Consider the following 20,487-nt stretch of genomic DNA (forward strand, 5'->3'; position numbering starts at 1 on the left):
CGGCACCGGATCTCGCGGGCGTGGACTAGCCTCGTCCCATGATCGTGCAAGACCGGCTCGCGATCGTCGACCGGCTGCTCGCGCAGCCCTTTCCGGGCGAGGGCACGCGGGACGGATCGCAGTCCAGCGGACCCGGCTTCCACGTGTACGTCCTGCAGGCCAGCCAGGAATTCTGGGACGACCGCAGCGAGGAGGTCGTCGAGCCGGCCCAGGCGGAGATCGACGCCGCCTTCCAGGACCTGGCGGCCGGGCTGACGGCCCGCTGGGGCGAGCCCCAGGTGGTTGACCTCGAGCCGTACCTCTGGAGCGACGACGAGGTGCCCGAGCCGATGGCCCGGCTCTGCATGCTCACGCTGCGGCTGTCCGTCTGGCGGCCACCCGGCACGGACCGATGGGTCGGGCTCGCCGTCGGCCAGGCCGACGCCGAGTTCGCGATCGAACTCCTCCTGGCCACCGGCGACGCCGAATTCCCATGATCCCGCAAGGTGCACGGGATCATGGGGCAGGCTTGTTACAGGAGCTCGCGGAGGGCTTCGACCAGGAGCCAGGCGCCGAACAGGACGAACAGGATCGCCGCGCCGTACTTGATGGTGCGTTCCGGGAGGCGTTTGCCCAGCATCCGGCCTGCCACGATGGCCAGGGCGTCGGCGGCGACCATGCCGATCGTCGAGCCGAGCCAGGTGCCGAACCAGCCGTGCTGGGTGGCGAGGGTGATCGTGGCGAGCATCGTCTTGTCGCCGAGTTCGGCCAGGAAGAACGCCACGCCGACGGCGACGATCGCGGAGCGGGTGGTGGGCTGGGAGGCCTTGTCGCGTTCGGCGTCGGTGAGGGAGTCGCCGCGCAGGGTCCAGGCGCCGAACGCGAAGAAGGCGACGGCCGCGACGAGGGAGATCCAGCCGGTGGGGAGGGAGGCGCCGAGGCCGTACCCGACGGCGACGGACACGAGGTGCACGACAGCGGTGGCGATGGTGATGCCGATGAGGACCGGCACGGTTTTGTACCTGGTCGCGAACGTCAACGCCATCAGCTGGGACTTGTCGCCCAGCTCGGCGACGAAGATGACACCGAAGCTGATGGCGAGGGCAGCGAGGAAACCGCTCATGTGCAGTGAAAACCTTCCCGGTGGACCGGGAGGAGGGCACGGACGACCTCGACCCGGCTTGTTCAGCCTGAGTCGAAGGTCTCGTCCGCCCCGGAGCTCCGGCTGGGCCGGAAGCAACGAGGCCGCGTGGCCGGGAGCGCTAGCGCCCCAGTATGTCGACCACGCAGTTGGAGGACTACTCCCCTTCGCGCGCCCTCAGCCTACCCGATCACCCGCGGCGATCACCTGGCGCAACGCCCGCACGTGCCGAAGATCTCAAGGGTGTGGCTGACGTCGGTGAAGCCGTGCTCCTCGCCGACGCGGTCCGCCCACCGTTCGACGGCCGGGCCGAGGACCTCGACCGTGCGGCCGCAGCCGCGGCAGACGAGGTGATGGTGGTGGCGGTCGCTGCAGCGCCGGTACCGGGTGTCGCTGCCCGGCACCTGCATGACGTCGATCTCGTTGGTCTCGGCGAGCAGCTGCAGCGTGCGGTAGACCGTGGTGAGGCCGACGTTGGCGCCGCGCTCGCGGAGCATGACGTGCAGCTCCTGCGCGCTGTGGAACCCGTCGACGTTGCTGAGCAGCGTCATCACGGCGTCGCGCTGGCGGGTGTTGCGCCGGGCGGGGTGCTGCTCCAGGTCGTTCACTCGAAAAAGCTTAGCGTGACCTCACCAAACCAGCGCCGCACGCCCTGGCGAAACGTGCGCCGCCCCCACCTGGCGCACCGAGACATGGCGTACGGTGCGGGCGTGGACATCAGCCTTGAGGTCGACGACGAGGAATCCCTGCGGATGCTGTATCGCTGGCTCCGCGACGACGAGATCCGCCGAACGGTGCCGGTGACCCTGACCCCGACGCCGCCGCGCCCCGGCGAGATGGGCGCCGCGTTCGAGATCATCAGCGCCGTGGTGAGCAACGGCATCGCGCTCGGTGGCCTGCTCGTCGCGGTGGCGTCGTGGCGCGGCTCGCGCCCCCGGCCGCCACGGGTCCGCATCCGCCACCGCGACACGGTCGTCGAGCTGGACGGCTCCCCCGACGAGATCCGCCGCGTCGTCGACGCCCTCGACCCGCCGCCGGCAGACCCGGCAGCCACGAACCCGCCACCCGCGAATCCGCCGGCCGCAAACCCGCCGGCCACGAACCCGCCGCCCGCAAACCCGCCGGCCGCCGACCCGGAACCGGCACGGGACCCGGAACCGGCACCGGAGTAGCCCGTGCGCGCCTCCCGGCTCATCTCGCTCGTGCTGCTGCTGCAGGCCGGCGGCACCGTCACCGCCGGCGAGCTGGCCGAGGCCCTCGAGGTGTCCGAGCGGACCATCTACCGCGACATCCTCGCCCTGTCCGCCGCCGGCGTGCCGGTGTACGCCGAGCAGGGCCGGGCCGGCGGCTACCGGCTGCTGGACGGCTACCGCACGAAGCTCAACGGCCTCAGCCGCGCCGAGGCCGAGGCGTTGTTCCTGTCGGGGCTGCCCGGACCGGCCCGCGACATGGGCCTCGGTGACGTGCTCGCCGTCGCCGAGCTGAAGGTCGCCGCGGCGCTGCCGGCACCGATCCGGGACGCCGCCGGCCAGGCCCGGCAGCGTTTCCACCTCGACGTGCCCGGCTGGTTCGAGGACCCGGCGCAGCCGCCGCCGTGGCTCGCCGAGCTGGCCCGCGCCGTCTGGGACGACCGGGTGGTGCGGCTGCGCTACCGGCGGCGCGACATCGTCACCCGGACCGTCGAACCGTACGGCCTGGTCCTCAAGAACGGCGCCTGGTATCTCGTCGGGCGGGTCAGCACGAGCGACGACCTGCGCGTGTACCGGGTCGACCGGATCGTGGACCTGACCACGGAGGAGGCCGCGTTCACCCGGGACCCGGCGTTCGACCTGCCCGGGTTCTGGGCGGCCCGGGCCGACGACTTCGTCCGGCAGGTCCTGGCCGAGCGGGTCACGATCCGCGTGACGCCGCACGGCCTGTGGCTGCTGCGGTACTCGGTCGAGGCCCTCGCCGTGCGGGAGGCGGTGCACCACCCGGCCGACGAGCAGGGCCGGGTGGTGCTGCAACTGCCGGTCGAGTCGGTCGAGGTCGCCTACACCCAGTTGCTGAAGCTCGGCCCGGAGGTCGAGGTCCTCGACCCGCCGTCACTGCGCGACCTCATGCGCACGGCAGCGGCGCGAATGACCGCGCTCTACCAAGAGCCCGGCTGACCGCGCTCTACCAGGAGCGCGGCTGACCGCGCTCTACCGGTAGCCGGTCGCGTCGGCGGGCTTGCCGGGTTCGTGGACCTCCTTGAAGTACCGCCACCAGTCGGGGCGGCTGCCGTCGACGTCGGTGAACCCGTACACGGCGGACAGCTGCCCGCTGGCCAGCGACTGCCCGTTCCACCGGGCCACGTCGGGGTCGGCGGCGAGCGCGGCGACGGCGCGTCCCAGGTACGCCGGTGTCTCCGAGATCACGAAGTGCGGCTCCTTGGCGGTCGCGTCGAGCCAGTTGGCCTCGGTCACGCCGAAGTGCTCGAGCATCATCTCCGAGCGCAGCCAGCCGGGCGTGATCGCGACCGCGGTCGCGCCGTGCGCCTTGAGCTCGTGCGCCTGCGCGAACGCCAGCCGCAGCACGGACATCTTCGCCAGGTCGTAGAAGAACGACACCCGGTAGTTGTCGGCGTTGTACTCCAGGGTGCCGTCCGTCACCTCCACGACGAGCCCACCGGGCCGGCGGATGAGCAGCGGCAGCGCGGCGTGGCTGGTGATGATGTGGGTGTCGACCGCGAGCCGCAGGATGTGCAGGCCGGTCTCGAGGGAGTCCTCCCACAGCGGCTTGTCCCAGGTGAACAGCCCCTCGGCGCCCCAGATGTCGTTGACCAGCACGTCGAGGCGGCCCTGCTCGGCGTCGATGCGGGCGACCAGGTCCCGCACCTGCTCCGGCACCAGGTGGTCGACCTGCACCGCGATGCCGACGCCGCCGGCCGCGGTGACGAGTTCGGCGGTCTCCTCGATCGTCTCCGGCCGCCCCATCTCCGACTGCTGCTGCCGGGTGGTGCGTCCCGTCGCGTACACGGTGGCGCCCGCCGCCCCCAGCTGCACCGCGATCTGCCGGCCCGCGCCCCGCGTGGCCCCGGCGACCAGCGCGACCTTGCCCTTCAGTGGTGTGTTCATGGCGTTGACCGTGCCAGCAAAACCTGACAACCGTTGTCCGACTTTACTGGCGGATCTTCCCGTCCACGCGGGGCCGGCGAGCACCTTCGACGGCGACGCAGATGCCGTACACCTTGGCGTGCCCGGTCCAGCCGTTGATCCGCCCCCGGTTGTTGCTGATCTGCACCCGCCCGCCGGCGGCGTCGATCGCCGACACCAGGTGCAGGTAGACCGTGCCGGCGACCTTGGCCAGGACGATGTCGCCGACCTCGACCTTCGCCGGGTCGACCGGTCTGACCGTGACCAGGTCCCTGCTGCGCACCAGCGGCACCATCGAGGATCCGCTCGGCCGGAACTGCACCGTCGCGCCTGCCGCGACCCGCGCGGCGACCATGTCCAGAGCACCCATCGTGTCCGCGAGCATGCGCTCCCGCGCCGCGGGGTGTCGAGCGAGAATTGCCAGGATGAACCTCTCCGGTCCCGCTGTCCCTGGTGTGCTGGCAGCGCCCCTCGCCGTCGCCGGGTGCGCGACCACAGCGGTGACGATGTGCCTGGACGCCGCCGCCGACCTCGCCCACGCCCGCACCGGCCGGCGCCCGGCGGTCGCCCTCGACACCGCTCACGTCGCCGCCGCCGTGCGCAGTGAGGTGCTGCTGCGCGGCCCGGACGGGCGCGGCATCGAGGGGTTCGCCCCGCTGTCACGGCTCTGGCCGGCCGCCGACGGCTGGGTCCGCACCCATGCGAACTACCCGTGGCACCGCGCCGCGCTGCTGACCGCCCTGGACACCGGCGAGGCCGGCGTGGCCGGCGCGATCGCGGCCCGGTCCGCCCTGGACGTCGAGCGCCTGGTGTACGCCGCCGGCGGCCTCGCCGTGGCCGCCCGCCACCCAGCCGAGTGGCTCGCCGAGTGGCCGGACGGCCCACCGACCGAGCACCTGGCCGGGTGGCCGGACGGCCCACCGACCGGGCGCCAGGCCGAGCCGCTGGGCGGGCGCCAGGCCGAGAGATCCGACGGGCGGCCGGACGGGTGGTCAGCAGCGGCCCTCGACGGTGCGGCGGCCGGGGGTCCGTCCGGGCCGCTGGTGCGCAGCACGCCGCTCGGCGAGGCCGGCCACCCCCGGCCCACCGCAGGCCACGCTACGGGCCGGTCCCTTCCCGCGGCCGGGATCCGGGTGCTGGACCTGACCCGGGTCATCGCCGGCCCGGTCGGCACCCGCATGCTCGCCGCCCTCGGCGCCGACGTCCTGCGCGTCGATGCCCCGGGCCGCCCCGAGCTGCCGCTGCACGCCGTCGACGGCGTCGTCGGCAAGGCCAGCACCACGCTCGACGCGGGCACCCCCGCGGGTCTGGAGACGCTGCACCGCCTGCTGGCCGGCGCCGACGTGCTCGTCACCGGATACCGCCCGGGCGCCATGCGCCGCCTCGGCCTGGACCCGGACCAGGTCGCCGACCGCCACCCCGGCACGATCGTGGTCACGCTGTCCGCCTGGGGCACGGCCGGCCCGTGGGGCGCCCGCCGCGGTTTCGACAGCCTGGTCCAGGTCGCCTCGGGCATCGGCTGGCTCACCAGGGACCACACCGGCCGCCCCGGCGCACTGCCGTGCCAGCTGCTCGACCACGCAACCGGCTACCTCGCCGCCGCCGGCGCCCTGAGCGCCCTCGCGTCCCGCGAGCGCACCGGCGTCGCCGCCCACCTCGAGCTCTCCCTGGCCCGGACCGCCCGATGGCTCCTCGAGACCCCCGTCGACCCGTCGCCCCCGGTGGACACGCCGGTCGCCGCGTTCCTCGCCCCGCTCGGCGCGGGCTGGACCGGCGTCACCCCGCCCGGCACGCTCGACGGCACGCCGCTGACCTGGCCACACCTGCCACCGGCGTACGGCACCGCCCCGGCCACCTGGACCTGACTTCGCTCAGCTGGCGGGTCTGCGCAGCGCGGCGAGGATGCCGTCGCGGACGGAGGAACGGCCGGCCTCCTGGGCGCCCAGCAGCGCGGCGTCGTCGTCCAGGGTGCTGGTCGCGATCGCCGTCTCCAGCGGCGCGGCCTCGGCCAGCGCGGTGGCCACCGCGGCGCTCAGGACCGGGCCGCCGGCCTGGCCGACCTCGCCGCCGATGACCACGAGCGGCGGGTCGAGCACCGCGACCACGGCGGACAGGCCGATCGCGATCCGGCCGGCGAGGGTGGTGACGAAGCTGCGGGCGGCGTCGTCGCGCTCCGACGCCCGGGCCACGGCGGCGGCCATGGTGCCGGCGGCGGTGCTCTCCTGCAGGCCGTACTCGGCGGCGAGGTCCAGCACGGCACCACCGCCGACGAGGTCCTGGAAGTCGACCCGGCCGGTGAACCCACGGCCGCCGGTGACGCCGGGCAGCATCATCGGCATGTACCCGATCTCGCCGGCGCCGCCGCGGGCGCCGCGCAGCAGGGTGCCGCCGAGGTCGATGGCCAGACCCAGGCCGGCCTCGCCGAGCCAGAGCAGGGCGAAGCTCTCCGCGTCGCGGCCGGCGCCGTGTGCGCGTTCGGCCACGGCGGCGAGGTTGACGTCGTTGTCGACGCCGACGGGGACGCCGAGGCGGCTGCGCAGGTCGTCGACGAGCCCGGGGCGGCCCCAGCCGGGGACCTCGACGTGGTGCAAGACGTCGGTGCGGGGGTCGTACGACCCGGCGACGGCGATCTGCACCTGCGCGACCGGGTCGGGCGCGATCCTGGCCTCCTTGCACACGTCCTGGACGGCGTCCACGACGGCGGACACCGGGTCGGTGCGGGTGAAGTCGACGGCGAGCTCCAGCCGGCCGCGGACGGTCCCGGCGAGATCGGTGACCGCCGCGCTGACCGTCGGCAGTGAGCCCGACAGGTCGGAGGCATCAGGCGCCGACACCGTGCGGTCCCGCACGGACAGCGCCACGGAGTACGCCGCGTCGGGGTTGACCGCGTACACCTCGGCGTTCGGGCCGGGGCCGGCGCTGACATACCCGACGACCGTGACGAGTTTCGCCTCGGTGAGCCGCCGCAGCGCCTCGGAGATCGTGGGTTTGGACAGGCCGGTCAGCTCACGCAGGTCGCCGCGCGTGAGTGGGCCGCGTTCGAGGACATGACTCAGGGCGGCCGCGTCGTTCATGGCCCTGAGCAGCTTGGACGATCCGCCGAGGTGCGTCATTGTGGCTCGAACCGTATGGGCGGCCGTCGGCGGGTGTCAATCGCTACGCGCGGTCGGGTGGCCGTCACTTAAACGCATCAAGAGGACAAAACCGACGAAAAGCGTGGTCAGGTGATGACGGTCGATCCGGAGCTGTTCTCGGCGGCGCTCGACCAGCTCGGCACCGGACTGCTCATCACCAGCGCCGACGGCACCGTGGTCGCGGCCAACCAGGCGACGCGGGACCTGCTGGAAGACGCGACGACCGGCAAGACGGTCGGCGACACCGTCGCCGCGGCGATGACCGGCAGCGACACCGACCGCTGGTCGCCGCGCCCCGGCCTGGTCGCCGAGTGGAGCTGGAGCGAGCTGCTGCCCGGCACCGCACACGAGGGCCGCTGTCTCGTCCTGCGGGACGTGTCGCACCGCCTCGCCGACCGGGCCAGGCTCCGCCGGCAGAGCACCTGACCGCGGGCGGCGCGTCCGACGCGACGATCGAGGGTGAGCGGGTGCTGCTGCGGCGGCTCGTCGACGCGATGATCGGCATCGGGCTGGCCGCCGCCGAGCCGGGGGCGCTGCTCACCGTCGACGTGGCGCCCACCGACAGCGGCTGGCGGGTCACGGTGCCGATCGGCGGCCGCGGCGGCGAACGGCTCTTCACGTCCTCCACGGTCACCGGCGAGGGCGTGCGGCACGACTCGACGGCGTTGATGCTGTGCCGGGCCATCGTCGCGCGGCACGGCGGCCGGTTGATCACCGACACCGATCCGGAGGGCAGCACGGTCCTGGCCGCGCACCTACCGTCCTGACCGGGTTGCTGCCGGTCGGCGTGAGGCACTGCCGGGGTGCATGGGAGACTCCCGCACCATGCTGCACTTCGTCTTCGGCGTGGACCGCCCGGGCACCGGCCCGCTACGCATGGAGCTCCTCGAGAAGCACTGGGCGTACATGGACGGCTACGTCAAGGAGCTCACCGCCCGCGGCCCGACGCTGAGCGAGGACCGGACCGAGGCGACCGGCAGCATCCACATCGTCGACCTGCCCGACCTCGCCGCGGCCCGGACGTTCGCGTTCGATGAGCCGAACTTCCAGGGCGGCGTCTACGATCCCGTGCTGCTGCTGCGCTACGAGGACACCCTCGGCGGCACCATGTGGCAGCACGCCTCCGGCGCGGGCGAGGGATTCCTGCTCATCGGCCACGCGACGCCGGGCACCCGGCCCGCTCCGGCCGCGGCGCCGACGCGCGGCATGCTGGCCCGCGGTGAGCTGTTCTCGCACGAGGACGGCGGCTGGCTGGGGACCGCGGTGCTGGTCGAGGCGGCACACGTCACCGCCGGGGACGTCCTGCCGGGCCGGTACGACGAGGTGGAGATCCACCCGTGGCAGATGGGCGGGCGCAGGTAGGTCACTCCCACCACTGCGGATGTCGCTCGGGACGTGTACGGTGCCGGTCGATTGATCCAACGCGAGGGGAGCGCGAGTGCCATGCACATCAACGACTTTTTGAGCGCGATCCCGATCGGCCTGCTCGTGGGGGTCCTCGGCCGGCTGGTCCTGCCGGGCCGCCAGTCGATCGGGCTGTTCATCACGTTCCTGATCGGTGTGGGTGCCGCACTGCTCGGCACGCTGGTCGCCGAGCTGGTCAACGTCGACGACAAGGCGCTGGCCAAGGTCTGGAAGGTCGAGTGGAGCTGGTGGGAGCTCGCGATCCAGGTCCTGTTCGCGACGATCGGCATTGGGCTGGCCAACATGCTGACGTACACCAGGCTCGCCTCCGGTAACCCGAAGCCGCGCAAGCGCACCACCCGCCGGAAGAAAAAAGAGGATTAACCCGGTTGGTCGATGCCCGTCCGGCGAGGGACGTTGGATGCATGGACAGACCAGTGGTGGTCGGCGTCGACGAGTCCATGGCGAGTCTCGGCGCGGTGCGGTGGGCCGCCGACGAGGCCGCCCGGCACGACCGGACGCTGCGGATCGTGCATGCGCTGTGCTGGGAGGGCCCCGCCGACGGGCAGGGGGTCGTGCTCGACGCGGCCGCCGACGCGCGGGGCTGGCAACCGGGCATCGCGGTGGAGACGGTCACCGTCGGCGGGCCGGCCGCCCGGGTGCTGCAGGAGCAGTCGCGGGCCGCGAGCCTGGTGGCGATCGGCGGCCGGCCGCACGACGGCGGCCTGCTCAACTCCTCCGTCGGTGCGCACCTGGCCGCGTTCGCGCACTGCCCGGTCCTGGTCGTCAACCAGGGCGAGCGGTGGCTGACCGAGGACCGCATCCCGGCCGACCTGTGGCCCGGGCCGCCCTCCGCGGACCGGGCCGGCCCCGGCGCGGACCCGATAACGGCGCTGCCCGGCTCCGCGCCGGTGGTGGTCGGCGTCGACGGGTCGCCGTCGGGCTGGCGGGCCCTGGACTTCGCCTACGACGAGGCCCGGTCCCGGCACGTGCCGCTGGTCGCCGTGCACGCCGGGCATGCCCGGCCGCACAGCGCCGTCTACGCGGACCTGGCGCCGTGGCTGCGCAGCCACCGCGACGTCGACGCCCGGTTCTCCGGGTCCGACGAGCCGGTCCTCGAAGCGCTCACCGCCGCCGCGAGCACCGCCCTGCTGCTGGTCGTCGGCGCGCACCGGGTCGGCTGGTACGAGCAGCCGAGACCCAACCCCCGCACCCAGCTCATCGTGCACCACGCCGCCAGTCCGGTGCTGGTGACCCGGAGCGTGTGAGGCTCAGCTCGCGCTGGTCTCCCGGGCCGACTGGAACACCTCGGCCGCGGCCAGCTCGCTGATGACCGCGTTGAGCTCGTCGATCTGCGCGTCGGTGTTGGCGGCCGTGACCTGCACCCGGAAGCCGACCTGGTCGCGGGGCACCCCCGGGTAGGGCGCCAGGGTCACGAACAGCCCGCGCTGCCACAGCAGCTCCGACACCTCGACCAGATCGCGGTCCAGGGCGATCGGCAGTTCGATGATCGGCGTGTCGTCGATGTTGGGGGTGAAGATCCCGAGGCCGCGGACGTGCTGCAGCACCCGGGTCGACATGCGGTACAGGTCGGCGCGCAGCTTGTCGCCGCGCTCGGCGTTGACGTCGAAGCCGGCCAGCACGGTGGCGAGGGACGCGGTCGGCGAGGGCCCCGAGTACAGGTACGGCGCCGCGGCCGCCTTGAGCCGGTTCTTCAGCACGGTCGGCACCGCCAGGAACGCCAGCAGCGACGAATACGCCTTGGAGAACCCGCCGACGAGCACGACGTCGTCGTAGGACTCACCGAAGTAGCGCACGATGCTGTCGCCGCCGGTGCCGTAGGGGCTGGTCTCCTCGTCCGACCGCGAGCCGATGACGCCGAAGCCGTGGGCGTCGTCGACATACAGGACGGCACCGTGGGCCCGGCACAGGTCCAGGTACCGGCCGATCCGCGGGATGTTGCCGGTCATGCTGTTGACGCCGTCCATGCAGACCAGGACCGGGCCGGGCAGGTCCGTGGCGAGCAGCGAGGCAAGCTCGTCAAGCGTCTTGAACCGTTTCAACGTCGCACCCAGACCACGGGCGTGCACGCACCCGTCCCAGATCGTCTTGTGTGCCCGCGCGTCGACCAGGAGCGTGCCCTGCTGGGCCAGGATCGGGATCACCGACAGGTGGATCTGGGTGATCGTGGGCAGCACGAGGGCGTCGGGAGCGCCGAGCAGGCCGGCGAGCCGCTCCTCGATCTGCGGGTACAGCGCGGGATTGCCCAGCATCCGCGACCAGCTGGGGTGGGTGCCCCACCGGCGCAGCTCGCCCTCGACCGCGTCGATGATCTGCGGCTCCAGGTCGAAGCCGAGGTAGTTGCACGAGGCCCAGTCGGTGAGCCAGTGCCCCCCGACCCGGATCCGGCGGCCGTCGACCTCGTCGATCACGGCGTCGTAGTAGCGGGTGCTGGCACGCAGGTGAGCGATGCCGCTGTAGCGGGGGTCGTCGTCCACCGCCGCAGCGAGATGGTTGAGCACAAGTCCTCCGAAGGCCTCAGGCCGCCGTCCGACTTCCCCGTTGAAGCCCCGACGCTTCCTCCAACAACCATTGACTCGCGTCACCGTAGCTCAACGGCCTCGAGAACAAGTACCCCTGACCGAGATGGCAGCCCATTGCCACCAGAAGGTCACGCTCGGCCTCGGTCTCGATACCTTCAGCTACAATTTGCAGTTGCAGAATCGCCGCGAGCTGCACGATCATATCGACGACGGCGTGCTGCTCGGCGGACGAGGCGATCGTGTCGATGAAGCTCTTGTCGAGCTTCAGCACGTCGACGGGCAGCCGCCGCAGGTAGGACAGCGACGAGAAGCCGGTGCCGAAGTCGTCGATGGCGATGCGCACCCCGGCCGCGCGCAGCTCGGCGAGCTCGGCGGTGACCTCGCCGTCGTCGTGCAGCAGCAGGCTCTCGGTCATCTCCACCAGCAGGCTCGCCGGCGGCAGCCCCATCCGGTCGATCTCGTCCAGGACCCACCGGGCGAAGCCCTGCTCACGGCCGCGGAACTGGCGGGCGGAGACGTTGACCGACACGTACACGTCCTCGCCCGGGTGCAGCAGGCGCCACTGGGCCGCGGCCTCGACCGCGTTGCGCAGCACCCACGCGCCGAGCGGCACGATCAGGCCGCTCTCCTCCGCGACGGAGATGAACTCGGCCGGGGACACCATGCCGCGGGTCGGGTGGTTCCACCGCACGAGGGCCTCGAAGCCGTGGGTGCGGCCGTCGCCGATGCCGACGATCGGCTGGAAGTGCAGCAGGAACGCGCCGTCGGCGATGGCCCGGTCCAGGTCGGCGCGCAGCTTGTGGCGCTCCACGACGGCGCTGTGCAGCGACGACTCGTAGCGCCGCCAGCGGTCCTTGCCGGCGTCCTTGGCGACGTAGACGGCGAGGTCGGCGTGGCGCAGCAGGTCCTGGGCGTCGGCCGCCTCGGCGGTCGTGGCGACGCCGATGCTGGCGGTCGCGGTGACGTCGCCGTGCGGCAGCTCGAACGGGGTCGCGAAGCTGGCGAGGACCTTCTCCGCGACGCGTTCGACGTCGGCGGCGGTGCCGGCCCGGCGGACCAGGGCGGCGAACTCGTCGCCGCCGAGCCTGGCGACGGTGCCGGCCGCGCCGTAGGAGCCGTCGACGGCGCGCAACGCCTCGGTGAGCCGCTTGCCGACCGCGACGAGCAGCGCGTCGCCCGCGCTGTGGCCGAGGGTGTCGTTGACGACCTTGAAGTCGTCGAGCTCCATGATGAGCACGCCGACCGTCGCGCCGTTCTCCGCGCCGGAGCTGACCGCCTCCTGCACCCGCCCGAGGAACACCTCCCGGTTCGGCAGGCCGGTGAGCGCGTCGAAGGTGGCGCGCTGGTACAGCTCCGCCTGCAACCGGCTGCGCTCGGTGACGTCGCGGAGGGTGACGACGACCCCGCCGACGGTCGGCTCGCCGCGCAGGTCCCGGAACGTCGCCTCGACCAGGGCCGGCCGCCCGTCGGCGCCGACCACGCGCAGGTCGTCGCCGGGCCGGTCGACGCCGCGGGTGCGCAGGTCGTGCAGGCGGCGGTCGACCTCGACGAGGCTCTCCTTCGCGAACGCCATCGGCAGCGGGGTGCCGTCGAGCTGGTCGCTGCCGAACAGCGCCCGCGCGGACGGGCTGGCGTAGCGGATCTGGTCGTGGTCGCCGACGATGAGGATGACGTCGGCGGTGTTGAGCACGAGGGTGCGGAAGTACGCCTCGCTGTTGCGCCGGCCGATCTCCTCGCCGAGCGCGATCCGCTCCAGGGCGAGAGCGGCCTGGGTGGCGAGGATCTGCGCGGCCTCCTGCACGCCGACGAGCGCAACCTCGTCGGCGGCGATGAACAGCGCCCGCCCGGACTCGCGGCCCTCGACCGGCGCCAGGGGGCAGCACAGCGTGACCTCGAAGTCGCCGAGCTCGTCGGCGAGGGACCGCTCCAGGGTGCGGGTGTAGGGCATCGACACGGTGCCCCCATCGTGCGCACTGCCGGCCGGGGCGAGCACGACCCGGTGCGGCCGGCCGAGAGGCAGCAGCTCGGCGATCGCGGTGCGCACGGTCGCCGTCACGCCGGGCTCGTCCGTCGCCATCAGCAGCGCCGCGCCGGCCCGGCGCAGCCGCCGCTCCCGCTGCACGGTGCGCCGCTGCTCGTTGACGGCCCGGCCGAGCCGGAGCAGGACCATGCCGGACAGCAACGCCGAGGACGCGGCGATGACGTTGGCGTCGTGGACCTCGCCGCTGCGCATCTCGAAGTACAGCACGCACGGCGCGATGAACAGGGCCAGGCCGAGCAGCAGCAGCCGGCCGAAGTGTTCCTCGCCCGCCCGGTGCACCTTGGGTTCGGTGAGCTCCCGCATCGACGGGTGCAGCGCCGCGACGCCCCACAGCACGTAGAACGCGGCCCAGCCGAGGTCGACCGGGCCGCCGGTCTCCCACACGCCGTTGAGCTGCTTCAGCCCGTATCCGACGTCGGCGCTGAGCAGCCCGATGCCGCCGGCGGCCAGCAGCAGCAGGGCGGGGCTGCGCCGCACCGCGGTGATGAGCCGGGCACCGACGGCGAGCACGACGATGTCCGCGAGGGGGTAGGCGATGGAGAAGCTCTTCTCCAGCACCGACAGCGCGGGATTCTCGACGTAGGGGCGGATGAGGAAGATGTACGACAGCAGCCCGAGTCCCGCGGTGACGGTGACCGCGTCGTACAGCCCGTTGGGGTCGCGGCGGGCCACGCCGATGCGGATCAGCCCGACCAGCGCGGCCGCGATCAGCACGTAGACAGCCAGGTAGAAGCCGTCGGCGACGGACGGGAAGCCCTGCCGGTCCAGCAGCCGGGTGAGGACGTCGGCGATGAGGTCGCCGGTGATGAACGAGGCGACGGCGCCCGCGAGCAGGAACCAGGGCGCGCGGCTGCGCGGCTTGTTGAGGCGCACGCCGGTGACGATCGCCGCGACGCTGGTGAGCCCGATCGCGGACCACAGGATCAGGTGCAGCGCGGGCAGCGCGAAGTTGGCCGCCACGAGGGCAGCCATGATCACGCAGTAGCCGGCCAGCACCCTACGCGGCGACACGCATCCCTCCCGACCGTCACGGTGGCGTCCCGACGCTACCCAGTGACACCCGTAAACGCCCCATCGGCACGGGGTCAGTCCCATTTAGGCTTTTTGGCGAAGGGAGCCATCGGCCTGCCCTCACCGTAGATTGTTTGCTGCCGAATGAGGAATACCTTGCAGGGACCTGCCATGTGACGCTGACCAGGTGTTTTGCGGCAATCGAGTGGTTTGTGGAGTTCGTTGTACCTGCCGCCGTACGGGCCGCTGTCAGGCATCTACGCTGCGCGATCGTTCACGAATTCATTCACTTCATTCGGCAAAACGTAACTTTCACGCCATCCCGGCACATCCACGCTGGTCGGCGCCCGGCCCGGGCCCGCACCATGGACCGGCCGCGATGACGAACCATACGGTCTGCCTTCCCGCACCCTGGAAGGACCCGTATGAGTAGACGCTGGCTCCCAGCGGCAATCGCCGCCGTGATCACCGGCACCGCCGGTCTCTGGCTGGCCGGTGGCGGGTCGGCGAGCGCCGGCACCATCACCGGCACGTTCTACCGCGACCCCGACTCGCAGGTGCTGCGCTGGCTCGCCGCCAACCCGGGCGACTCGCGGGCCGCCCTCATCCGCGACCGGATCGGCGTGCAGCCGCAGGCGAAGTGGTTCACCCAGCCGAACACCGCCACCACCACGTCCGCCGTGCAGAGCTACGTCGGCGCCGCCAACACCGCCGGGCAGATCCCGGTCCTGGTCGCCTACGCCATCCCCAACCGCGACTGCGGCGGCGCCTCCGCCGGCGGGACCACCACGCTGACCGAGTACGCCGCGTGGGTGCGCGCGTTCGCCGCCGGCCTCGGCACCCGCACCGCGGTCGTGCTGCTCGAGCCGGACTCCCTGGCGCTGCAGACCTGCCTCGACAGTGCCGGCGTGGGCGCCCGCGCCGCCGCGCTGTCCAGCGCCGTCACCACCATCAAACAGGCGAACCCGCAGGCGAAGGTCTACCTCGACGCCGGGCACTCGGCCTGGAACTCCGCCGGCGACCAGGCCGGACGGCTCGTCGCCGCCGGTGTCCGCAACGCCGACGGCTTCTACAGCAACGTGTCCAACTTCCGCACGACCGCGGACGAGGTCGCGTACGGCCGCAGCATCCTCGGCGCGATCGGCGCCGCGAACCTGCACCAGGTCGTCGACACCAGCCGCAACGGCCGCGGCCCCAACGGCAGCCAGTGGTGCGACCCGGCCGGCCGCGGGGTGGGCGTCGGCCCGACGACCAGCACCGGCGAGGCGAGCGTCGACGCGTTCGTGTGGGTCAAGCCGCCGGGCGAGGCCGACGGCTGTGCGGCCGGCGCGGGGCAGTTCGTGCCGGATCTGGCCTACCAGCTGGCGCTGAACGGTGTCGTACCCTCGACGCCGCCGACGTCCCCGTCAGCCTCTGCGTCTCCCTCAGCGTCGCCGTCGAAGTCGCCGTCAGCGTCGCCGTCGAAGTCGCCGTCAGCGTCGCCGTCGTCCTCGTCGCAGACCGGCACCGGCTGCTCGGTGGCGTACCGGGTGGACAACCAGTGGAACAACGGCTTCACCGCGACCGTGACCGTGACCAACCGCGGTCCCGCGACCGTCAGCGGCTGGACGCTCACCTTCGCCTTCGCCGGTGACCAGCGCATCAGCAACGCCTGGAACGCGACAGCCGCGCAGAGCGGCACCGCGGTCACCGTCCGCGACGGCGGCTGGAACGGCACCCTGCCCGCCGGCGGCACCGCCAGCTTCGGCTTCCAGGCGAGCTACTCCGGCCAGAACACCGCCCCGGCCGCGTTCAAGCTCAACGGCACCACCTGCTCCTGAACCCGTGGTGGGGGGCCGTCACCGGCGGCCTCCCACCAGGGGCACGACGGCGAGCAGCAGGGTGAGCGCGGCGACGAGCAGCACTCCCCCGGCGGCCCACGCGCCGAACAGCGCGAGCGCCGACAGTTCCGTGGCCAGCGCCGCCACCGACGTGACCGTGGCCCGGGACGCGCCCTCGATCACGTGCTGCAGCCGGGCGTCGACCAGGACCAGCACGTAGCGGTACAACCCGTAGAAGACCGCGACCAGCACCATCCCCACCGGTAGCCGCAGCGCTCCGGCCGCGGCGAGGGCGACGGCGGCGCCGGCGAGCAGCCCCGCCTGCCTGCTGTGCCGCGGCGTCCGGGTGTACGCCACGAGCCCGGCCCCCGCCGCTCCACCGAGCGTGACGACCAGGCCCAGCAACGGGTTCACCCCGACCGGCACGCCCCAGCCGGCGGCGAGGATCGAAAAGTACTCGTCGATCGCGTCCAGTCCGGCGAGGCCGGCGAGCGCGAGGACCGCGGTGCGCACCACCGGCACGCGGGCCACCTGCCCGATCCCGTCGGCCAGGGTCGTGAGGTATCCCTGCGGCTCGTCCGGGGTGGTCTGCTCCGGTGCGTCCAGTCGCAGCGCCAGGAGTGCCGCGCACAGGCAGATGCCGACGCTGACCCAGCCGACCAGGGCATAACCACCGATCGGGAACAGCACGACGGCCGCACCGGCCGCGGGGACCTGTGCGATCAGCCCGGCCGCGTCGACCTGACCGGACACCCGCGCGTAGCGGTCCTCGGCACCGGCGGCGGCCAGCCCGTCATAGAGCAGCGCCTCGAGCGCCCCGCTGGACAGCGCCCCGCCGATCCCCCAGATGACGAACCCGGCGGCGAACACCCAGATGCCCGGCGCGGCGGTCCACAGCGCAAACGCGACCGCCTGCGACACCCCCGCGGCGACGAGCGCACCCCGCCGGGAGAACCGGTCGGCGAGCGCCCCGGTGGGCACCTCGGCGAGCAGCCCGACCACCGACCACAGCGTGAACAGCAGCGAGATCTGCCCGTCGCCGAGCCCGGTGTCGGTGAACAGCAGCGCGTACAGCGGATACAGCGGCAGCGCGTCGGACAGCAGGGCCCACCCGACCGCGCGCCGCGCGAACCGGCCGGCGGGATCGGCAGTGCGTCAACCGAACGGCATGCGCGGCACGCTACCAAGCCGTCCGCTCAGCGGCTCCCGATTTCCGGTGCGGTCCGCTCAGCGGCTCAGCGACTTGCCGAAGGCGTCCGCGATCGGCCCGGTGACGTCCTGCCCGGCGCCTTCGACGTAGACGCAGTACGCGACGTCGCCGCGCACCACCACCGACATCCCCGGCACCGTCAGCGTGCCGGTGACCGCGGGACCGTCCGCGGCGGCGGGGCCCGGCGACGGTTCCGTCACGAGGACCGGCTGGCGCCAGTGCCCCCTCGCGAGGGCGGCGGCGGCTGCGGCGTACACCAGCGGCGAACCGACCACGCCGGCCTCGGTGACCCGTCCGGTGAACATGTCCGCGCCCAGCTTCCACGCCACCCCGAACCCGGCGGCGCCGCCGTCGACCCCGATCGGCGGGCTCGCCACCTCGGCCTGGAACGCGAGGTTGTAGCCCGCGGCGTCGGGCCCGTTCGCGGCGGCGAGGACGGTGCCGTCCTTGACGCCGACCGCGACCAGCGCCGATCGTTTCGCGGTGCCGGCGAGCGCGGCCTCCGCGGCCTGCTGCGTCTTCACGTCGATCGTCGTGCGCACCCGCACCCCGTCGACCGCCGGCGCGGCGTAGAGCACCTTGTCCCCGGCGACGACCTCCAGCTTGGGCGTGCCGCGCAGCGCTACGTCGTACCGCCGCTGAAGCCCGGTGAGGCCGGTGATGTCGCCGGCCTTGAGCGCCCCGCCGCTGCCGTCGATCAGTTCCTTCGTCGCCGGCCCGGACGTGCCGAGCAGCGCCCGCCCGAACGTGCGGGTCAGCGGCAGCGACAACGTCCCCGGCTTCGTGGCGACCCCGTCCGTGGCGGCGAGGTCGCGCTCGATCTCGGTGTAGTCCGTCTTCCGCAGCGTCACGACCTCGACGAACGCGTCCGGCTTGGCCGCCTTGATCCGCCCCGGCAGCGCCGACACGTCCACCGACACCCGCACCGACCGGAACACCAGATCCAGCCGCTGCACCAGCGCGTCGACGTCACGGACCAGCCGGGGCTCGATCCCCACGTGCACGACCGGCACGTCCGACACGATCGGCGTGCCGTCGGCGGCGAGGACCACCCCGCGCGTCGCGGCCGCCGAGCGCAGCGTCATCTTCTTGCCGTCCGGCAGGTCCGGGTGCACGACCGCCGGCCCGAGGTAGACCGCCCACTTCCCGTCGATCCGGCGCGCTTCGAGCTTCGTCTCGTAGGCCCAGTGCCGCCCGTCCGGCAACGTCCAGTCGACCCCCGCCCGCATGTCGGCGTCGTTCTTGCGCACCGCCGCCTTCCCGTGCCGGGTCACCACCGGCCGCCGCGCGCCCAGGTCACCCTCGGTGTCGGCGAGCAGCTGCTTGGCCGCGTCGGCGGGCAGCGGCTGCCCCGCTGGGGTGCGCAGCTCGACGCCGGTGAAGTCGGCCCGCTGCCAGCCGTTGACGAACGCGGCGAACGGGTCCTCGGCAGGTTTGTCGTCCGTGCACCCGGCCAGGGCCACGATGAGTGTGGCGGCCAGTATTCGCCGTACGTGTCGCATCCGTGCCTTCCCCCGGTTGTCCTTCCTGTCTGGAACCGTATCGGGTCGGGCTGAGGTTGTTTCCACCGTCTGTGGTCTGCGCCACAGTGCACCGCTTCTCATGATCCGGTAGACCTTGTGCACCCCTGGGTACACAAGGTCTACCGGATCATGGGGAAGTCGCCCGTCAGGCCGTCAGGCGGGACACCGACCGCATCTTGTTCATCGCATCCAGGGCCGCCACCTTGTACGACTCGGCCAGGGTCGGGTAGTTGAAGACCGCGTCAACGAGGTAGTCCACCGTCCCGCCGCAGCCCATGACGGTTTGTCCGATGTGGACGAGTTCGGTGGCGCCGGTGCCGAAGACGTGGACGCCGAGGATGCTCCTGTCCTCCGGCGACACGATGATCTTCAGCATGCCGTACGAGTCGCCGATGATCTGGCCGCGGGCGAGCTCGCGGTACCGCGAAATGCCGACCTCGAACGGGATGTTGCTGTCGGTGAGGTCGTCCTCGGTGCGGCCGACGAAGCTGATCTCGGGGATGGTGTAGATGCCGATGGGCTGGAGCAGTTGCATGCCCCGCACCGGCTCGTCGCAGGCGTGGTGGGCGGCGAGGCGGCCCTGCTCCATCGAGGTCGAGGCCAGCGCCGGGAAGCCGATGATGTCGCCGACGGCGTAGATGTGCGGGACCTCGGTCTGGAAGTGCTCGTCGACCGTGATCCGGCCGCGCTTGTCCGCCTCCAGGCCGGCCTTGTCGAGGCCGAGCTGGTCGGCGGCGCCCTGCCGGCCGGCGGAGTACATGACGGCGTCGGCGGCGATGCGCTTGCCGCTGGCCAGGACGGCGACGGCGGTGCGGCCGTGCCGCTCGACCGCGGCGACCGACTCGCGGAAACGGAACGAGACCGACAGGTCACGCAGGTGATACTTGAGGGCCTCGACGATCTCCAGATCGCAGAAGTCGAGCATCCGGTCGCGGCGCTCCACGACGGTGACCTTGGTGCCGAGAGCGGCGAACATCGACGCGTACTCGATGCCGATGACGCCGGCGCCGACGACGACCATGGACGCCGGGATCTTGTCGATGTTGAGGATGCCGTCGGAGTCGATGATCGTGATGTCGTCGAAGTCGACGCTGTCGGGGCGGGCCGGGCGGGTGCCGGCGGCGAGAATGATCTTCTCGGCGGACACGGTCGAGGAGTGGCCGTGCTCGTCGGTGATCGACAGGGTGTGTGGGTCGACGAACACGCCGGTGCCCTGCAGCAGCTTCACCCGGTTGCGGGCCAGCTGGCTGCGGATGACCTCGATCTCCCGGCCGATCACGTGCTGGGTGCGCGCACCCAGGTCGCCGACGGTGATGTCGTCCTTGACGCGGTAGCTCTGGCCGTACATCTCCCGCTGGCTGAGACCGGTCAGGTAGAGCACCGCCTCGCGGAGGGTCTTGCTCGGGATGGTGCCCGTGTTGATGCAGACACCACCGATCATGTGGCGCCGCTCGACGATGGCGACCCGGCGGTCGAGCTTCGCCGCCGCGATCGCTGCCTTCTGCCCACCAGGGCCGGAACCGAGCACGAGGACATCGAAGTCGTACATGGACCACAGTCTCCCG

General features: G+C 72.5%; 20 protein-coding genes. 10 read left to right on the forward strand and 10 right to left on the reverse strand.

What is annotated here, in order from left to right; genetic code table 11:
- Positions 1-38 precede the first annotated feature (38 nt).
- Complete coding sequence (locus ACFPIJ_RS52740; RefSeq protein ID WP_380127098.1) at positions 39-476, forward strand: hypothetical protein; 438 nt, start codon at positions 39-41, stop codon at positions 474-476.
- A 35-nt stretch (positions 477-511) separates the two neighbouring features.
- Here the strand turns inward: ACFPIJ_RS52740 and ACFPIJ_RS52745 are convergent, their stop codons facing one another.
- On the reverse strand, positions 512-1,102 hold the full coding sequence (locus ACFPIJ_RS52745) for a TMEM165/GDT1 family protein (protein ID WP_380127099.1): 591 nt from the start codon (positions 1,100-1,102) through the stop codon (positions 512-514).
- A gap of 221 nt (positions 1,103-1,323) precedes the next feature.
- On the reverse strand, positions 1,324-1,728 hold the full coding sequence (locus ACFPIJ_RS52750; RefSeq protein WP_380127100.1) for a Fur family transcriptional regulator: 405 nt from the start codon (positions 1,726-1,728) through the stop codon (positions 1,324-1,326).
- Positions 1,729-1,830: 102 nt separating this feature from the next.
- Here ACFPIJ_RS52750 and ACFPIJ_RS52755 point away from each other — a divergent pair, with 102 nt between their 5' ends.
- Together ACFPIJ_RS52755 and ACFPIJ_RS52760 are read left to right on the forward strand one after the other, a co-directional pair.
- Positions 1,831-2,292, forward strand: coding sequence for an effector-associated constant component EACC1 (locus ACFPIJ_RS52755; protein WP_380127101.1), 462 nt, complete (start codon positions 1,831-1,833; stop codon positions 2,290-2,292).
- A gap of 3 nt (positions 2,293-2,295) precedes the next feature.
- Positions 2,296-3,270 carry a helix-turn-helix transcriptional regulator gene (locus ACFPIJ_RS52760; RefSeq protein WP_380127102.1) on the forward strand — a complete coding sequence of 325 codons (975 nt, stop codon included), beginning with the start codon at positions 2,296-2,298 and terminating at the stop codon, positions 3,268-3,270.
- A 33-nt stretch (positions 3,271-3,303) separates the two neighbouring features.
- Here ACFPIJ_RS52760 and ACFPIJ_RS52765 read toward each other — a convergent pair whose 3' ends face one another.
- Positions 3,304-4,218 carry an SDR family oxidoreductase gene (locus tag ACFPIJ_RS52765; protein ID WP_380127103.1) on the reverse strand — a complete coding sequence of 305 codons (915 nt, stop codon included), beginning with the start codon at positions 4,216-4,218 and terminating at the stop codon, positions 3,304-3,306.
- Between the two features lie 43 nt (positions 4,219-4,261).
- Positions 4,262-4,606: a S24/S26 family peptidase gene (locus ACFPIJ_RS52770; RefSeq protein WP_380127104.1), complete on the reverse strand. Its 345-nt coding sequence runs from the start codon at positions 4,604-4,606 to the stop codon at positions 4,262-4,264.
- A 55-nt stretch (positions 4,607-4,661) separates the two neighbouring features.
- Here ACFPIJ_RS52770 and ACFPIJ_RS52775 point away from each other — a divergent pair, with 55 nt between their 5' ends.
- A complete protein-coding gene (locus ACFPIJ_RS52775; protein WP_380127105.1) occupies positions 4,662-6,101 on the forward strand; it encodes a CoA transferase in 1,440 nt (479 codons plus the stop codon).
- A 6-nt stretch (positions 6,102-6,107) separates the two neighbouring features.
- Here ACFPIJ_RS52775 and ACFPIJ_RS52780 read toward each other — a convergent pair whose 3' ends face one another.
- Positions 6,108-7,349, reverse strand: coding sequence for an ROK family transcriptional regulator (locus ACFPIJ_RS52780; protein WP_380127107.1), 1,242 nt, complete (start codon positions 7,347-7,349; stop codon positions 6,108-6,110).
- A 114-nt stretch (positions 7,350-7,463) separates the two neighbouring features.
- Here ACFPIJ_RS52780 and ACFPIJ_RS52785 point away from each other — a divergent pair, with 114 nt between their 5' ends.
- The 5 genes from ACFPIJ_RS52785 to ACFPIJ_RS52805 all read left to right on the forward strand — a co-directional run bounded on the left by ACFPIJ_RS52785 (position 7,464) and on the right by ACFPIJ_RS52805 (position 10,042).
- Positions 7,464-7,796, forward strand: a complete 333-nt coding sequence (locus ACFPIJ_RS52785) for a nitrogen regulation protein NR(II) (protein ID WP_380127109.1) — start codon at positions 7,464-7,466, stop codon at positions 7,794-7,796.
- A gap of 41 nt (positions 7,797-7,837) precedes the next feature.
- Positions 7,838-8,137 (forward strand): ATP-binding protein, encoded by a 300-nt coding sequence (locus ACFPIJ_RS52790; protein WP_380127110.1) that lies wholly within the window; start codon positions 7,838-7,840, stop codon positions 8,135-8,137.
- 58 nt (positions 8,138-8,195) lie between these two features.
- On the forward strand, positions 8,196-8,732 hold the full coding sequence (locus ACFPIJ_RS52795) for a YciI family protein (RefSeq protein WP_380127111.1): 537 nt from the start codon (positions 8,196-8,198) through the stop codon (positions 8,730-8,732).
- An 81-nt stretch (positions 8,733-8,813) separates the two neighbouring features.
- On the forward strand, positions 8,814-9,158 hold the full coding sequence (locus ACFPIJ_RS52800) for a GlsB/YeaQ/YmgE family stress response membrane protein (protein WP_380127112.1): 345 nt from the start codon (positions 8,814-8,816) through the stop codon (positions 9,156-9,158).
- 41 nt (positions 9,159-9,199) lie between these two features.
- On the forward strand, positions 9,200-10,042 hold the full coding sequence (locus ACFPIJ_RS52805; protein WP_380127113.1) for a universal stress protein: 843 nt from the start codon (positions 9,200-9,202) through the stop codon (positions 10,040-10,042).
- 3 nt (positions 10,043-10,045) lie between these two features.
- On the opposite strand, the gene ACFPIJ_RS52810 is transcribed toward ACFPIJ_RS52805, so the two are convergent.
- Positions 10,046-11,296: an aminotransferase class I/II-fold pyridoxal phosphate-dependent enzyme gene (locus tag ACFPIJ_RS52810; protein WP_380127114.1), complete on the reverse strand. Its 1,251-nt coding sequence runs from the start codon at positions 11,294-11,296 to the stop codon at positions 10,046-10,048.
- Positions 11,297-11,312: 16 nt separating this feature from the next.
- Positions 11,313-14,369, reverse strand: a complete 3,057-nt coding sequence (locus tag ACFPIJ_RS52815) for a putative bifunctional diguanylate cyclase/phosphodiesterase (RefSeq protein ID WP_380127116.1) — start codon at positions 14,367-14,369, stop codon at positions 11,313-11,315.
- 425 nt (positions 14,370-14,794) lie between these two features.
- Between ACFPIJ_RS52815 and ACFPIJ_RS52820 the strand changes: the two genes are divergently transcribed.
- Complete coding sequence (locus tag ACFPIJ_RS52820) at positions 14,795-16,189, forward strand: glycoside hydrolase family 6 protein (RefSeq protein WP_380127117.1); 1,395 nt, start codon at positions 14,795-14,797, stop codon at positions 16,187-16,189.
- An 18-nt stretch (positions 16,190-16,207) separates the two neighbouring features.
- Here ACFPIJ_RS52820 and ACFPIJ_RS52825 read toward each other — a convergent pair whose 3' ends face one another.
- The 3 genes from ACFPIJ_RS52825 to sthA all read right to left on the reverse strand — a co-directional run bounded on the left by ACFPIJ_RS52825 (position 16,208) and on the right by sthA (position 20,471).
- Complete coding sequence (locus tag ACFPIJ_RS52825; RefSeq protein ID WP_380127374.1) at positions 16,208-17,293, reverse strand: MFS transporter; 1,086 nt, start codon at positions 17,291-17,293, stop codon at positions 16,208-16,210.
- Positions 17,294-17,416: 123 nt separating this feature from the next.
- A complete protein-coding gene (locus ACFPIJ_RS52830; protein ID WP_380127118.1) occupies positions 17,417-18,901 on the reverse strand; it encodes an NTF2-like N-terminal transpeptidase domain-containing protein in 1,485 nt (494 codons plus the stop codon).
- A gap of 166 nt (positions 18,902-19,067) precedes the next feature.
- Positions 19,068-20,471, reverse strand: coding sequence for a Si-specific NAD(P)(+) transhydrogenase (gene sthA, locus ACFPIJ_RS52835; protein WP_380127119.1), 1,404 nt, complete (start codon positions 20,469-20,471; stop codon positions 19,068-19,070).
- Positions 20,472-20,487: the final 16 nt, after the last annotated feature.

This window comes from Dactylosporangium cerinum, from assembly GCF_042653625.1.
In the GTDB taxonomy this organism is placed as follows: Bacteria; Actinomycetota; Actinomycetes; order Mycobacteriales; family Micromonosporaceae; genus Dactylosporangium; species Dactylosporangium cerinum.